The organism is Enterobacter sp. JS8-1 (assembly GCF_049187015.1).
In the GTDB taxonomy this organism is placed as follows: domain Bacteria; phylum Pseudomonadota; class Gammaproteobacteria; order Enterobacterales; family Enterobacteriaceae; genus Enterobacter; species Enterobacter mori.
Genome location: NZ_CP185805.1, coordinates 96,016 through 110,551 on the forward strand (window position 1 = coordinate 96,016; position 14,536 = coordinate 110,551).

Consider the following 14,536-nt stretch of genomic DNA (forward strand, 5'->3'; position numbering starts at 1 on the left):
ACCCGCAGGTTTAATTAACGACGACCTTCAGCAATAGCGGTTACGGCCTGCAGTTCTGCGGCTTCCTGCTCTTGCTGCTCCTGGCGCTCACGCACGTCGAGGATCTGGTTGTTGATCAGACCTTCTTCGATTTCGCGAAGTGCAATAACGGTGGTTTTATCGTTTTCTTCCGGTACCAGCGGATCTTTACCGCCTACCTGCATCTGACGAGCGCGACGCGCGGCGACCAGCACCAGGTCAAAACGGTTACCAATTTTCTCTACAGCGTCCTGAACAGTTACGCGTGCCATACTTAAAATGCTCCACAGGTGAAGAAATGACTGGGCATGATACTGAAAGTGGGTTCAGTCTGCCAACAGTTTGGTGATTAATGCGTCATGTCGCTGCTTCTGGCGGCTCATACGCAGACGTTCTGCACGAAGAATGGTTTTGAGATCGCTCAGCGCGGCATCAAAATCATCATTCACAATAAGGTAATCATATTCCGCGTAATGGCTCATTTCTGCAACAGCCTGTTCCATACGCTTAGCGATGACTTCTTCGCTGTCCTGACCGCGGCCACGCAGGCGGCGATCCAGCTCATCTTTCGATGGCGGTAAAATAAAGATACTGCGCGAGTCAGGCATTTTCTTGCGAATTTGCTGCGCGCCCTGCCAGTCGATATCCAGGAACACGTTTACGCCGGTTGCCAGAACCTGCTCAATGGTTTCACGCGAGGTGCCGTAGTAGTTACCGAACACTTCAGCATGTTCAAGAAACGCGTCTCTGCCGATCATCGCTCTGAATTCGTCGTGATCTACAAAGAAATAGTGTTCACCGTGCACTTCACCCGGACGCGGCGCTCGCGTGGTGTGAGAAACAGAAACCTGTGTGTCGTACAACGGTTGGGTTTTTAACAGTGCCTGAATAAGGCTGGATTTACCCGCGCCACTAGGGGCAGAAACAATATAAAGCGTGCCTTGAGCCATGAGAGTCTTTTGTATGTGTTAACGAAGAAGTCCTACATACGGGCTTATTATACACGTCGGCGCACCGTGACGTAGCCTTTGTCACACTTTTTCCCCTGGATTATTGATTTTTGCGTGTCGTTTTCCGGTTTTACCTGCGGTTTGCAGAAATAAAAAGAAACCCTGGATAGCGCCTCGCAAAGCGAAAGGTTGCCGTTAGCGTTGTTTCGATCGTCAGGTTATACCTCCTGCAACGCAAAGGAGGAGTAGCAATGTGGCGATGGATAAGCGGATTACTGGTGTTGTGGTGTGGCTATGGCGCGGCGGTGTGTCCGGTGTGGTCGCAGGCAAAAGCAGAGAAAGAGATTGTGTCGTTAAGCGCGCAGATCAAACGCTGGGATGATGCCTACTGGAAGCAGGGGGTGAGCGATGTTAATGACGACGTGTACGACCAGCTTAACGCACGATTAGCCCAGTGGCAGCGGTGTTTTGGCAGCGAGCCTTCAGAAGAGAAACTCCCCGCGCTGACGGGGAGCGTAAAACATCCTGTTGCCCATACGGGCGTGCATAAAGTGACCAGCAAAGAGGAACTAAGACAGTGGATGCGTTCCCGACGTAACCTCTGGATGCAGCCTAAAGTAGACGGTGTGGCGGTAACGCTGGTCTATCGTGACGGAAAGTTAATCCAGGCTATCAGTCGCGGAAATGGGTTGAAAGGGGAAGACTGGACCGAGAAGGTGTGTTTCATCCCGTCTGTGCCGCAAAAGCTCACTGGAACGCTGGCGAATAGCGTATTGCAGGGCGAACTTTTCTGGTTACGCGACAACCACATTCAGAGCCAGATGGGCGGAATGAACGCTCGCGCAAAAGTGGCGGGTGCAATGATGCGGCAAAAGGATAACGCGCTCCTGAGCAAGATCGGCGTATTCATCTGGGCCTGGCCGGATGGGCCGAAAGATATGAAGACTTCGTTGGTTGAGCTGTCTAAAGCCGGTTTTTCGCTGTCAGCGCGGTATACGCTTCCCGCCGAATCTGTTGATGCCGTCGAAAAACAGCGCGCGGCCTGGCACGAGACCGGATTACCCTTTGCCACGGATGGCATTGTGTTGCGTTCGGAGGATGAACCTGCGGGCGAAAGCTGGTTGCCTGGTGAAGGAAACTGGGTCGTCGCGTGGAAATATTCTCCTGTTTCGCAGCTTGCTGAGGTAAAGAATATCCAGTTTTCGGTAGGACGAACGGGCAAGGTGTCCGTCGTTGCAGGGCTTGAGCCTGTGCGACTGGATGATAAACAGGTGCGACGAGTCAGTCTGGGGTCGGTTGGGCGTTGGCAGAGACTGGATCTCGCCAAAGGCGATCAGGTGCTGATCAGTCTCGCCGGACAGGGTATTCCGCGCCTGGATAAGGTGGTATGGCGAGGGACGGACAGACAAAAACCGCAGCCTCCTGACTCGCAGTACCATTCATTAAGTTGTTTTTATGCCTCGCCGGACTGCATGGAGCAGTTTTTTGCCCGGCTAACATGGCTCAGCTCTAAACAGGGGCTGGATATTGAAGGTTTAGGGGAGTCCGGCTGGCGCACGCTCTGGCAGGCTCATCATTTCGAACATATCTTTTCATGGCTGTTGTTAACACAGGCGCAGCTTCAGGCCACGTCGGGGTTTTCTGCGGCGCGCGGGCTAGCGCTCTGGCATCGTTTTAATCAGATGCGGGAACAACCTTTTATCCGTTGGATTAGCGCGATGGGAGCTCCGCTATCCAAATCGACACTGAACGCTATCGATGGGCGATCGTGGCAGGCAATGAGCCAGCGAAGCTCTGCCGACTGGCAAACCTTGCCGGGAACTGGAGAGGAGAAAGCGCGGCAAATCATGAACTGGATGCACGCGCCTCAGGTTGACGTGCTGGCGAAGTGGCTCGCTGAACAGCACATCAACGGATTTTGACATCAGTGCGCGCTGTGCTTGTAGTGAAAAACGGGCAGCCCGAGCTTCAGACGCAGCGCCAGCATGCGGGCCGTAAAGCCAAACAGCAGCGTCGAGATGACCACTACATCATGGTTCGAAACGTAATGCTGCAAGGCGATATAGAGCACCGCTGCGGCAAAGGAGATCCCGGCATAGAGCTCCTTTTGAAAGACCAGGGGAATACGTTTGCAGAACATGTCACGCAATACTCCGCCAAATACGCCCGTGACCACGGCGGCAATAGTGGCGATAACCGGCCCTTCACCCATATCGAGCGCGATTTGCGCACCGATGATTGAAAAGACGATCAGCCCCAGCGCATCAAGCACCAGGAACAGACGGCGCAGGTGGGGCATAACGGGTGCCACAATGGTGGTGAGCACGGCAGCCGTCGCCACGATAATCACGTACTCAGGGTGTTTAACCCAGCCGAGCGGGTAATGGCCAAGCAGGATATCGCGCACGGAACCGCCGCCCAGCGCGGTCGCTGTGGCAATAATAATCACGCCGAAGGTGTCCATACGGCGACGTCCGGCTGCAAGCGCGCCGGTCATAGCTTCTGCGGTGATACCAATCAGATAAAGAACGTGAAGCAGCATATACCCTCCGGTGTGAACGCGGGGAGGTTAGCGATTTGTGCGCAAGATCACGATTGAGATTTTCTAAGGCGAGTTAGTTTGCCCTATAAATTTTTATCACATTTGTCTGGATAGGCTTGATGACGGGCGGAAGGTGGGATAATTGAGCATCAGCACGGATTAGAAATAGTAATGGGTGGTGCAGTCGACACCACCCGAAAGGCATTACTCGATATTCTGGATCTGCTCGCGCATCTGCTCAATCAGCACCTTCAGCTCAATCGCTGAATTCGTCACGTCTGCATTGATAGATTTAGACGCCAGGGTGTTCGACTCGCGGTTGAACTCCTGCATCATAAAGTCCAGACGGCGACCTACAGCTTCTTCCTTCTTCAGAATGTTGTAGGTTTCTTTAACGTGCGCTTCCAGACGGTCCAGCTCTTCAGCGACGTCAACACGCTGCGCCATCAGCACCAGTTCTTGTTCCAGACGGGTGTTTTCCAGCTGAACTTCCGCTTCTTCCAGTTTGGAGACCAGGCGCTCGCGCTGCCACTGCAGCACTTCCGGCATATGGGTGCGGACTTTGGCTACTTCGGTGCTCACGCCTTCAAGGCGCTGCTCAATCATCGCTTTCAGCGCCTGACCTTCGGTTTCACGGGCAACGATAAAGTCGTCCAGCGTGCCGTCGAGGGCTGCCAGGATTTCAGCGGCGATGGCATCCAGATCCTGCTCACCGGCAGCCATGACGCCAGGCCAGCGCAAAATATCAACCGGGTTGATTTCGCCTTCATCGCTCTGCATTTTGACCCAGTTCGCCGCATTCACGAGCTGTTTCGCCAGTTTTTCGTTAAGAATCAACTCGCCTTGCGCGCTGGCATCAGGCTCAAAGCGCAGGTTGCATTCCACTTTGCCGCGTGTCAGACGCGTACGGATACGCTCGCGTACGACAGGCTCAAGGCTGCGGAACTGCTCCGGCATACGGAAATACGTTTCCAGGTAACGCTGGTTTACCGAGCGCATTTCCCATGTGGCGCTGCCCCAGCTACCCTTGATTTCACGCCGGGCGTAGGCGGTCATACTGCGGATCATAGACATTCCCGTTTTTAAAGGAGAGATGGGGGGATTATAGCTTTCAGGGCTTTGTCAGGATAGGAATAAGCGCGTTTAATCCGTATAATGCGCAGCCACATTCGTTTCAAGCCGGAGAATCCATCATGCGTCCATCAGGTCGTAGCGCCAACCAGGTGCGTCCCGTCACCCTGACCCGTAACTATACAAAACACGCTGAAGGCTCCGTGCTGGTTGAGTTTGGTGACACTAAAGTTTTGTGCACCGCCTCTATCGAAGAAGGCGTTCCGCGCTTCCTGAAAGGTCAGGGCCAGGGCTGGATCACGGCTGAGTACGGCATGCTGCCGCGTGCGACGCATACCCGTAACGCCCGCGAAGCGGCGAAGGGCAAGCAGGGCGGTCGTACCATGGAGATTCAACGTCTTATCGCGCGTGCGCTGCGCGCCGCCGTTGACCTGAAAATCCTCGGTGAATTTACCATCACGCTGGACTGCGATGTCATTCAGGCAGACGGTGGTACGCGTACGGCGTCCATTACCGGTGCTTGCGTGGCGCTGGCGGATGCCCTGAACAAGCTGGTTGCGGCCGGTAAGCTGAAAACCAATCCAATGAAAGGCATGGTCGCGGCGGTTTCCGTGGGTATCGTTAACGGTGAAGCGCTTTGCGATCTGGAATACGTTGAAGATTCCGCTGCCGAAACCGACATGAACGTGGTGATGACTGAAGACGGTCGCATCATTGAAGTACAGGGCACGGCAGAAGGCGAGCCGTTCACCCACGAAGAGCTTCTCTCTCTGCTGGCGTTGGCCCGAGGGGGAATCGAATCCATTGTAACGACGCAGAAAGCGGCGTTAGAAAATTGATTTTAAAGGCGACCAATGAGTCGCCTTTTTTTTGCCTGTAAGACAGAAAAACCAAAGGAGCGAATCCATGAAATCGTATCAGCGCCAGTTTATTGAGTTTGCGCTTAACAAGCAGGTACTTAAGTTTGGCGAGTTTACGCTGAAATCCGGGCGCAAAAGCCCCTATTTCTTCAACGCCGGGCTGTTTAATACCGGGCGCGATCTGGCGCTGTTAGGCCGTTTCTATGCCGAAGCGCTGGTGGATTCCGGGATTGATTTCGACCTGCTGTTTGGTCCGGCCTACAAAGGTATTCCAATTGCGACCACCACCGCGGTGGCGCTGGCTGAACACCATGACCGCGATGTGCCGTACTGCTTTAACCGTAAAGAGGCCAAAACCCACGGTGAAGGCGGGAATCTGGTCGGCAGCGCGCTGCAGGGCCGCGTCATGCTGGTGGACGATGTGATCACCGCGGGCACGGCAATCCGCGAATCGATGGAGATTATCCAGGCCAACGGTGCGACGCTTGCTGGCGTCCTGATTTCTCTGGATCGTCAGGAGCGTGGTCGCGGTGAAATTTCCGCTATTCAGGAAGTTGAGCGCGATTACAGCTGCAAAGTGACGTCGATTATCACCCTGAAAGACCTGATTGCCTATCTGGAAGAGAAGCCGGAGATGGCGGATCATCTGGCGGCGGTACGTGCGTACCGGGAAGAGTTCGGCGTGTAATTGAATTGCCCGGTGGCGCGACGCTTACCGGGCCTGAGTATTTCGTAGGCCCGGTAAGCGTCGCGCCACCGGCAACGGTGTTACTGCAACTGAGCAGCCACTAACGGCCAGCGGGCGTCAAAATCGTCCGTTGGTCGGTATTTGAATTCGCTACGCACAAAACGGGAGAGCATCCCTTCGCAAAACGCCAGGATCTGGCTCGCCAGCAGCGTCTCATCGATGGTGTACCCTTCGCCTTCACGCATTTTCTTTTCGCGCAGTACCTGTCGCAGCTGCGCTTCAATACGTTCGAAAAGCTGGTTAATGCGCCCCTGCAGCCTGTCCTGCTCGAACATCAGCGCGTGGCCGGTGAGGATACGGGTTAAGCCTGGATTGCGTTCACCAAAGCCCAGGATTAACAGCACAATCAGACGCAGACGCGCGGTGGTGTCTTTTTCGTCTTTCAGAATCAGGTTGATGCGCGTGATCAGGCTGTCTTCAATAAACTCGATCAGGCTGTCGAACATCCGGGTCTTGCTCGGAAAATGACGGTACAGCGCCGCCTCAGACACACCTACAGAGGCGGCCAGTTTAGCGGTAGTGATGCGTTGACTGCCATCGCTGGATTCAAGCATCAGAGCCAGAGACTGAAGTATTTCTTCGCGACGATTCCTTTTCGCGGTTTGTTTTTCTGCCATGTTACAAAATACCCCTGAAAATAAGCACTTGCCAGGCTGGCATCCACACAGCGACCGCAAACTGACGTTTGCGGTTTGTTATTGCATTATGGCGCTGTGAGATGCGTATCTATCGGACGGTTATTTACGCCCGGAATGGCCGAAGCCGCCTTCGCCACGGTCGGTGGCATCGAAGTCTGCCACCAGGTTAAATTCTGCCTGCACAACCGGTACAAAGACCATCTGCGCAATACGCTCGCCCGGTTCAATGGTGAAGCTGTCCTGACCACGGTTCCAGACGGATACCATCAGCTGACCCTGATAGTCAGAGTCGATCAGGCCGACCAGGTTACCCAGTACGACGCCATGCTTATGGCCCAGACCAGAACGCGGCAGGATCACCGCCGCCAGAGACGGGTCAGCAATGTGAATTGCCAGGCCTGTCGGGATCAGGGTGGTTGCACCTGGAGCCAGTTCTACGGCGTCATCGAGACAGGCGCGCAGGTCAAGACCGGCAGAGCCGGAGGTGGCATAGGTCGGCAGCGGAAATTGCTCGCCAACACGCGGGTCCAGAATCTTAACGTCGATTTTTTTCATCATAACGGGTAACGATCTCGTCCAGTAATTGTTGGCCCAGGAGTTCCTTGCGCTCAAGCGGTAAGACTTTATCTCCATCCTGCCAGAAAAGGTGCAGTGCATTGCTGTCGCTGTTAAATCCTTGCGTGGTCAGCGATACGTCGTTCGCGCAAATCAAATCGAGGTTTTTGCGAGTACGTTTTTGCCGGGCATATTCTTCCACATTATTTGTTTCTGCGGCAAACCCAACAACGTAAGGACGATGGCTTTTCAGTGCGGCGACACCAGCAACGATATCCGGGTTTTTCACCATTTTTATCGTTAATTCATCACCTTGCTTTTTGATTTTAGCGTCTGCAATGGTCTCTGCACGGTAATCCGCGACGGCCGCACAGCCGATAAAAATCTGCTGGTTTTGCGCATGGGCCTGCACGGCGGCTTCCATTTCCAACGCGGTGGTGACGTCAATGCGCTGAACGAACGGAGGTGTCGGCAATGAGACCGGGCCGCTCACCAGCGTGACATTCGCGCCGCGTTTTGCAGCAGCAGCAGCAATGGCAAAGCCCATCTTGCCGGAGCTGTGGTTAGTGATATAACGCACCGGGTCCAGCGGTTCGCGCGTGGGGCCCGCGGTAATCATGATGTTGAGATGTTGCAGATCGTTGACAGGCGAAAAATGGGCTGCAGCCATATCAACAATCGTCAGCGGGTCCAGCATACGACCCGGGCCAACATCGCCACACGCCTGGCTTCCGCTGTCCGGGCCCCAGATAAGCAGGCCGCGTGATGCCAGCGTCTCCAGATTGTGCTGGGTGGCTGCGTTACGGTACATCTGCTGGTTCATAGCGGGCACGACGGCGACTGGCGCAGGTGTCGCGAGGCAAATGGTCGAGACCAGATCGTTCGCCATGCCCGCCGCCACGCGGGCAATCAAATCGGCTGTGGCGGGTGCAAGAATCACCAGATCTGCCCATTTCCCAAGCTCAATGTGGCCCATCGCCGCTTCTGCTGCAGGGTCAAGCAGGCTGTCGGATACCGGGTACCCCGAGACAGCCTGCAGGCTCAGAGGCGTGATAAAGGCTTTGCCACCTTCGGTTATCGCGACCCGCACATCCGCCCCGCGCTCGCGCAGACGACGCACCAGGTCCGGCGCTTTATAGGCTGCAATACCGCCGCTCACGCCAAGAACGATTTTTTTACCGGCCAGGCTCATCATGATTCTTTCCTGTTGGGTTTCACCAGAGAGCGGGCATTTTATCACAATCACAAAAACGGGGTGATTTTGTCCTTCGTTCACTTTGCGAGGCGTTACGCAAGAACGAAAAGTCAGCGTCGAGCCCCGGATTGGCCTGTGGCAGCATGGTGGCAAACAGAAGGAGGCTGGGCATGGAAGAGACGGAACTGCTGTTACCGCGCGAAAAACTGCTGCGATATGGCGTCACCTTGTTAAAAGACGATGAGCTGCTGGCGCTCTTTTTGCGTACGGGTACGCAGGGGAAAACGGTATTTACGCTGGCAAAAGAGCTGATAGCCCATTTCGGTTCACTGCATGGTTTGCTGACCGCCGATCTGGCAGCGTTTTCGCAGGTTGAGGGGATTGGCGTGGCGAAATATGCCCAGCTGAGGGGGATTGCTGAACTTGCCCGCCGTTTTTACAGTGTCCGTATGGAGGAGGAAGATCCGATCCTTACCCCGGCGATGACCCGCGAATTCCTGCAAAGCCAGCTGTCAGATATGGAGCGGGAGATCTTCATGGTGATCTTTCTCGACAATAAGAACCGGGTGTTGAAACACACTCACCTTTTCTCTGGAACCTTGACCCACGTAGAGGTTTATCCGCGAGAAATTGTGCGGGAAGCGATAAAAGTGAATGCAGCCGGCGTGATCCTCGCGCATAATCACCCCTCTGGCTGTGCAGAACCGAGCAGAGCGGACAAAGAAATCACCGAACGCATTATCAAATGCTGTCAATTCATGGACATTCGTGTGCTGGACCATCTGATAATTGGCCGCGGAGAGTACATTTCTTTTGCGGAACGTGGTTGGATTTAGACCCTTTCTCGCGATCCATCGGGATCTTTGTCTGTTCGGGACTTGAGCACACCGCCGAGTCAGCGTATACTACGCCACCTTTGAGAATCTCGGGTTTGGCATTTGGGCCTGGCAATCGAGAGTTCACTTAGAACTATGCGATGACCGGGCTGTAAAGCCTGACGAGGCGCCGATACCCCATACGAAGCTCGAGCTAATTTGATTTTTGGAGAATAGACATGTCCCGAGTCTGCCAAGTTACTGGCAAGCGTCCGGTGACCGGTAACAACCGTTCCCACGCACTGAACGCGACTAAACGCCGTTTCCTGCCGAACCTGCACTCTCACCGTTTCTGGGTTGAGAGCGAGAAGCGTTTTGTCACCCTGCGTGTATCTGCTAAAGGTATGCGTGTTATTGATAAGAAAGGCATCGATACAGTTCTGTCCGAACTGCGTGCCCGTGGCGAAAAGTACTAAGTACTTAAAGAGGAAATAAATCATGGCTAAAGGTATTCGCGAGAAAATCAAGCTGGTTTCTTCTGCTGGTACAGGTCACTTCTACACCACCACGAAGAACAAACGTACTAAGCCGGAAAAACTGGAACTGAAAAAATTCGATCCAGTTGTACGCCAGCACGTACTGTACAAAGAAGCTAAAATCAAATAATTTTAGTCTCCTTGTATTGAAAAACCCCGCATCTGCGGGGTTTTTTGCATTCTGCATCTCAACGGAGGAACCATGCCTGAATTACCTGAGGTAGAGACCAGCCGTCGCGGCATTGAGCCCCATCTGGTCGGCGCAACCATTCTTCACGCAGTTGTCCGTAATGGGCGTCTGCGCTGGCCGGTGTCCGATGAGATCCACGCGTTAAGTGACAAACCCGTCCTTAGCGTGCAGCGTCGCGCCAAGTACCTGCTGCTGGAGCTGCCTGACGGCTGGATTATTATCCATCTGGGGATGTCCGGGAGCCTGCGCATCCTTACAGAAGAGCTGCCTGCGGAAAAGCATGATCACGTTGACCTGGTGATGAGCAACGGCAAAGTGCTGCGTTACACCGACCCACGGCGTTTTGGCGCATGGCTGTGGACGAAGGAGCTGGAAGGGCACAACGTGCTGGCGCATCTCGGGCCTGAACCGCTGTCAGATGCGTTTAATGCGGAATACCTGAAAGAGAAGTGCGCAAAGAAAAGGACCCCGATTAAGCCCTGGCTGATGGATAACAAGCTGGTGGTCGGCGTGGGGAATATTTACGCTAGCGAATCGCTGTTTGCGGCCGGGATCCATCCCGATCGGCTGGCCTCTTCGCTGTCGGCGCAAGAGTGCGAACTGCTGGTCAGAGTGATTAAAGCGGTGCTGCTGCGCTCTATTGAGCAGGGCGGGACGACGCTGAAGGACTTCCTGCAAAGCGACGGGAAGCCGGGCTATTTTGCCCAGGAGCTACAGGTATATGGCCGTAAGGGTGAACCGTGCAGAGCCTGCGGGACGCCAGTTATTGCCACGAAGCACGCCCAGCGCGCCACGTTCTATTGCCGTCAGTGCCAGAAATAGCGTTACTTTAACTTTTCCATCAAGGCCTGGTGGACGTTAACCGGCAGGAAGTGGGTGACGTCGCCGTGATGACGCGCCACCTCTTTTACCAGCGTGGAAGAGATAAACGACCACTCTTTGGAGGGCATCAGGAACACGCTCTCCAGCTCTGGCATCAGATGGCGGTTCATGTGCGCCAGCTGCATTTCATACTCAAAGTCTGCTACGGCGCGTAAACCCCGGATCAGAATGTTTGCCTGCTGAGCGCGGGCGAAGTTAGCCATCAGGTCGCTAAACCCAACCACCTCAACGTTCGGCAGATGCGAAATGGCATCGGTGGCGAGCGTAACGCGCTCGTTCAGGTCAAACATCGGCTTCTTGCTGGGGCTGGCGGCAATCGCCAGGATCACCTTGTCGAACATGCACGCTGCACGGGTGATGATATCAACATGACCGTTGGTGATCGGATCGAAGGTACCCGGATAAATCGCTTTTGTGCTCATGGCTCACGTTTTCTCAGAGTAGCCGCGGCAGAGCGCCCACAGCTCGGTGTATTTGTTGAAAGTATACTGGGCATTCACGACCGCGAGTAACCAGCCCTGTTTACCGTCCAGTACGCCGCCTCGCAGCAGCAGCGTTTTCAGAAACGCGCCCAGCGTGTGGGTGAAGATACCCGTCAGCGAGGCCTTCTTGCCGCGCTGGTGACGCTCCTGCGCCCATGCGGTGGCATAGTTGAGCTGTTTACACTGGAAGCTCGCGAAATCACGGCAGGTCAGGTGCAGCAAATCGCCCGTCAGGGGGATGACCTGCGCGCTATCGCAGCTCAGGGATTCATGGACCAGATTGTCGTTGTACTGATATCGCTCGCGCTCGTAGAGGCGCATCACGCGGTCAGGATACCAGCCGCTGTGGCGCATAAAGCGGCCAAGGAAGTAGTTGCGGCGGGCAATGCTGTATACCGCACCTGGCTGAGGTGAGGAAAGCACCGTTTGAATAGCCTGCTGCAGTTCTGGCGTGATGCGTTCGTCAGTGTCGAGCATTAACACATAATCGCCGGTGGCATATTCCTGCGCGCGCTGGCGCTGAATGCCATAACCTTGCCAGTCAGTATTGGTATAGATTTTCGCGCCCGCCGCGCGGGCGACATCTACCGTGTTGTCCGTGCTGCCGGAGTCCAGTATGACGATTTCGTCCGCCCAGGCGACGGAGGCCAGGCAGTCCGGAAGCAGGTCGGCGGCGTTTTTGGCGATCATCACGACCGACAGACGCGTTGACATTAGTGGCTCCGCTGAGGCAGATAAGGTTGCAGAAGCTGCAGCAGACGGGTCAGTGCGCCCTGGTTCTGGTGCAGCACTTCGACGGCATGACGCCCGTACCACAGGCGATAATCTTCGTCAGTCAGAAGGGTAGATACCTCTTTGACCACCGAATCCGCGTCGGTCACGGTAATTAAACCATCGGCCTGCTGCAATTTCGCGCAGATATCTTTGAAGTTAAACGTGTGCGGTCCCATCAGTACCGGAATGGCGTGTGCTGCCGGTTCCAGTGGGTTATGACCGCCGCGCTCGACCAGGCTGCCGCCGACAAAGGCGAGGTCAGCAATGCCGTATAACAGCATCAGCTCGCCCATCGTATCGCCAATCACTACCTGAGTGCTGCCGGAAGGGATCTCACCGCTGCTGCGCAGGGTGTAGCTGAAACCCCCTTTTTGCACCATATCGCGGGCATCTTTAAAGCGCTCAGGATGGCGAGGCACGAGGATAAGCAGTAAATCAGGGAATGTTTCCAGCAACTTACGGTGCGCCTGGAGAATGATCTCTTCTTCGCCATCGTGGGTGCTGGTCGCAATCCAGACCTGACGTCGCGGGGCCCACTGGCGACGCAGTGTGATCGCACGGGCGGCGAGTTCAGGCGTGACGGAAATATCGAATTTAAGGCTGCCCGTTACCGCAAGCTGGTTGCGTTTCAGGCCTAGCGCGATGAAGCGCGCCGCATCTTCTTCATTCTGCGCCGCAATCAAGGTGATTTTACTCAGCAGGCGACGCATAAATTTGCCCAGCTTGCCGTACCCTTTCGCCGAGCGCTCAGACAGGCGGGCATTAGCGATAACCAACGGGATCTTACGGGCATGGAGGGCGGAAATCATATTCGGCCACAGCTCGGTTTCCATCACGATCACCAGTTTCGGGCGAACGGTATTCAGGAAACGGTTCATGGCGCAGGGCAGATCGTAAGGCAGATAGACGTGATGCACGTCTTTTCCGAAAGCGGATAACGCACGCTCAGAGCCGGTGGGCGTCATGGTCGTGACGGTGATCGGCAGTGACGGGTATCGGTGACGCAGGGCGCGAACCAGCGGGATAGCCGCCAGCGTTTCACCAACTGAAACGGAATGGAGCAAAATACCGTCCGGGGCAACTTTATTACGGCAGTAGCCATAGCGTTCAGCCCAGCGTTTTCGATACGCGGGTGCTTTACGGCTACGAAGCAACAGTCGCAGCCACACCAGTGGCTGAATGAGATAGAGCAGGGCGGTATACAACAATTCCAATCGATTATCCGTTTTTTTAGTTTCGGCGGGCAAATTCTAAGCATTTAAGCCAGGTAAAGCTATCTCTTATGCCAGATACCGCTTTAAGCGGAAGTAACGGCGCCCCAGTCGCCAGCGCAAACGCGGACTTTTTGCACTTTTCCAGATGAGTTTCCAGATGCCCGTTTCGAAGAACTCTTTAATAATCATGGATTTCTTCTTCTCATCCTTCATGTTGTCGAAGGTGTGAATAATCCCCAGTCCCTCTTTGGCGATTTGCCAGTGGCAGGCCGGGATACCTTTCACTTTATCCGGGTAGCGCTGATTGATGGCATCAAGCATCTGCAGGATTTTCATGTAATGGCGCGCCGAGCGAATGAGCGTGTCGTCATTGTCCGGCATATGGGACACCGATGCGGAGTGAATGTAGTAGTCATAATAACGTTCACTGGTGTACTGAACCCGCTCAGCCGCGAGCAGCACTTCAGTCGTCCACGGGATATCCTGATGGCGCAGGCCGGGTTCGAAATGGAAACTGTGTTTACGGATAAAGTCGTGGCGATAGATATTCAACCAGGTGACGTGGAGGAACTTACGAGAATCCAGCGCCATCTTTAACCATGTCGCGCCAGTCATCACGCCTGTCGAGGCCAGTTTGTCCTCAGGGAAAATCGGGCGCGAGGGTTTTTTATTATTTTCCCAGACGTAGTTCCCGTTACAGGTGGCGACGTCCAGATCCTGCGTAACGGCCATATCCAGCAGATGCTGATACATGCCAGGTTTAAAGACATCATCAATATCCGGGAAGGAAAGATATTGACCCGTCGCGATGGCCAGACCGCTATTCCGCGCGATGGAGACACCCTGGTTTTGCTGCTCAATGACCTGCAGCTGCGGCAGCTTTTCTCGCCAGTTTTCGACGATCTCCATCGAGCGGTCAGTGGAGCCGTCATTAACGATGATGACTTCCATACTGTCGATGCGTTGATTGACAAGGCAGGTAAAGAACTGATCCAGGAACGCTTCACCGTTATAAACGGCAACCACCACGCTTAATAATGGCGCTGAATTTTGCATAAGAAACCTG

18 protein-coding genes are annotated in these 14,536 nt (G+C 54.6%); 7 read left to right on the plus strand and 11 right to left on the minus strand.

What is annotated here, in order from left to right:
• Positions 1-14: 14 nt before the first annotated feature.
• Both rpoZ and gmk read right to left on the minus strand, forming a co-directional pair.
• Complete coding sequence (gene rpoZ / locus ACOQH0_RS00465; RefSeq protein WP_000135058.1) at positions 15-290, minus strand: DNA-directed RNA polymerase subunit omega; 276 nt, start codon at positions 288-290, stop codon at positions 15-17.
• A gap of 54 nt (positions 291-344) precedes the next feature.
• Entirely contained in the window at positions 345-968 is a 624-nt protein-coding gene (gene gmk, locus ACOQH0_RS00470; protein ID WP_010426438.1) for a guanylate kinase, read from the minus strand.
• A gap of 251 nt (positions 969-1,219) precedes the next feature.
• Between gmk and ligB the strand changes: the two genes are divergently transcribed.
• Entirely contained in the window at positions 1,220-2,890 is a 1,671-nt protein-coding gene (ligB, locus tag ACOQH0_RS00475) for an NAD-dependent DNA ligase LigB (protein ID WP_421511330.1), read from the plus strand.
• A gap of 2 nt (positions 2,891-2,892) precedes the next feature.
• Here ligB and ACOQH0_RS00480 read toward each other — a convergent pair whose 3' ends face one another.
• Together ACOQH0_RS00480 and ACOQH0_RS00485 are read right to left on the minus strand one after the other, a co-directional pair.
• Positions 2,893-3,510, minus strand: coding sequence for a trimeric intracellular cation channel family protein (locus ACOQH0_RS00480; protein WP_010426435.1), 618 nt, complete (start codon positions 3,508-3,510; stop codon positions 2,893-2,895).
• A 204-nt stretch (positions 3,511-3,714) separates the two neighbouring features.
• Entirely contained in the window at positions 3,715-4,578 is an 864-nt protein-coding gene (locus ACOQH0_RS00485) for a YicC/YloC family endoribonuclease (RefSeq protein ID WP_421511331.1), read from the minus strand.
• A gap of 125 nt (positions 4,579-4,703) precedes the next feature.
• On the opposite strand from ACOQH0_RS00485, the gene rph reads away from it, so the two are divergent.
• Both rph and pyrE read left to right on the plus strand, forming a co-directional pair.
• Complete coding sequence (rph, locus tag ACOQH0_RS00490; protein WP_010426431.1) at positions 4,704-5,420, plus strand: ribonuclease PH; 717 nt, start codon at positions 4,704-4,706, stop codon at positions 5,418-5,420.
• Between the two features lie 67 nt (positions 5,421-5,487).
• Complete coding sequence (pyrE, locus tag ACOQH0_RS00495) at positions 5,488-6,129, plus strand: orotate phosphoribosyltransferase (RefSeq protein ID WP_010426430.1); 642 nt, start codon at positions 5,488-5,490, stop codon at positions 6,127-6,129.
• An 80-nt stretch (positions 6,130-6,209) separates the two neighbouring features.
• Here the strand turns inward: pyrE and slmA are convergent, their stop codons facing one another.
• The 3 genes from slmA to coaBC form a co-directional block, all read right to left on the minus strand.
• Positions 6,210-6,806 carry a nucleoid occlusion factor SlmA gene (gene slmA, locus ACOQH0_RS00500; protein ID WP_010426428.1) on the minus strand — a complete coding sequence of 199 codons (597 nt, stop codon included), beginning with the start codon at positions 6,804-6,806 and terminating at the stop codon, positions 6,210-6,212.
• Between the two features lie 120 nt (positions 6,807-6,926).
• Positions 6,927-7,385 (minus strand): dUTP diphosphatase, encoded by a 459-nt coding sequence (gene dut / locus ACOQH0_RS00505; protein ID WP_015570042.1) that lies wholly within the window; start codon positions 7,383-7,385, stop codon positions 6,927-6,929.
• On the minus strand, positions 7,363-8,574 hold the full coding sequence (coaBC, locus tag ACOQH0_RS00510) for a bifunctional phosphopantothenoylcysteine decarboxylase/phosphopantothenate--cysteine ligase CoaBC (RefSeq protein ID WP_421512392.1): 1,212 nt from the start codon (positions 8,572-8,574) through the stop codon (positions 7,363-7,365). Before coaBC ends, dut begins: the two co-directional genes overlap by 23 nt.
• Positions 8,575-8,747: 173 nt before the next feature.
• Between coaBC and radC the strand changes: the two genes are divergently transcribed.
• From radC to mutM, 4 genes are all read left to right on the plus strand, one after another.
• Complete coding sequence (gene radC / locus ACOQH0_RS00515; RefSeq protein ID WP_421511332.1) at positions 8,748-9,413, plus strand: RadC family protein; 666 nt, start codon at positions 8,748-8,750, stop codon at positions 9,411-9,413.
• A 218-nt stretch (positions 9,414-9,631) separates the two neighbouring features.
• Entirely contained in the window at positions 9,632-9,868 is a 237-nt protein-coding gene (gene rpmB / locus ACOQH0_RS00520) for a 50S ribosomal protein L28 (RefSeq protein WP_002436699.1), read from the plus strand.
• 22 nt (positions 9,869-9,890) lie between these two features.
• On the plus strand, positions 9,891-10,058 hold the full coding sequence (rpmG, locus tag ACOQH0_RS00525; protein WP_003024094.1) for a 50S ribosomal protein L33: 168 nt from the start codon (positions 9,891-9,893) through the stop codon (positions 10,056-10,058).
• Positions 10,059-10,130: 72 nt separating this feature from the next.
• Positions 10,131-10,940 carry a bifunctional DNA-formamidopyrimidine glycosylase/DNA-(apurinic or apyrimidinic site) lyase gene (gene mutM, locus ACOQH0_RS00530; RefSeq protein WP_421511333.1) on the plus strand — a complete coding sequence of 270 codons (810 nt, stop codon included), beginning with the start codon at positions 10,131-10,133 and terminating at the stop codon, positions 10,938-10,940.
• 2 nt (positions 10,941-10,942) lie between these two features.
• On the opposite strand, the gene coaD is transcribed toward mutM, so the two are convergent.
• From coaD to ACOQH0_RS00550, 4 genes are all read right to left on the minus strand, one after another.
• Complete coding sequence (gene coaD, locus ACOQH0_RS00535; RefSeq protein ID WP_042717767.1) at positions 10,943-11,422, minus strand: pantetheine-phosphate adenylyltransferase; 480 nt, start codon at positions 11,420-11,422, stop codon at positions 10,943-10,945.
• Positions 11,423-11,425: 3 nt separating this feature from the next.
• Positions 11,426-12,196 (minus strand): glycosyltransferase family 2 protein, encoded by a 771-nt coding sequence (locus tag ACOQH0_RS00540; protein WP_421511334.1) that lies wholly within the window; start codon positions 12,194-12,196, stop codon positions 11,426-11,428.
• A complete protein-coding gene (gene waaA, locus ACOQH0_RS00545; RefSeq protein ID WP_010426410.1) occupies positions 12,196-13,470 on the minus strand; it encodes a lipid IV(A) 3-deoxy-D-manno-octulosonic acid transferase in 1,275 nt (424 codons plus the stop codon). Before waaA ends, ACOQH0_RS00540 begins: the two co-directional genes overlap by 1 nt.
• A gap of 66 nt (positions 13,471-13,536) precedes the next feature.
• Entirely contained in the window at positions 13,537-14,526 is a 990-nt protein-coding gene (locus tag ACOQH0_RS00550; RefSeq protein ID WP_421511335.1) for a glycosyltransferase, read from the minus strand.
• Between the last annotated feature and the right edge of the window lie 10 nt (positions 14,527-14,536).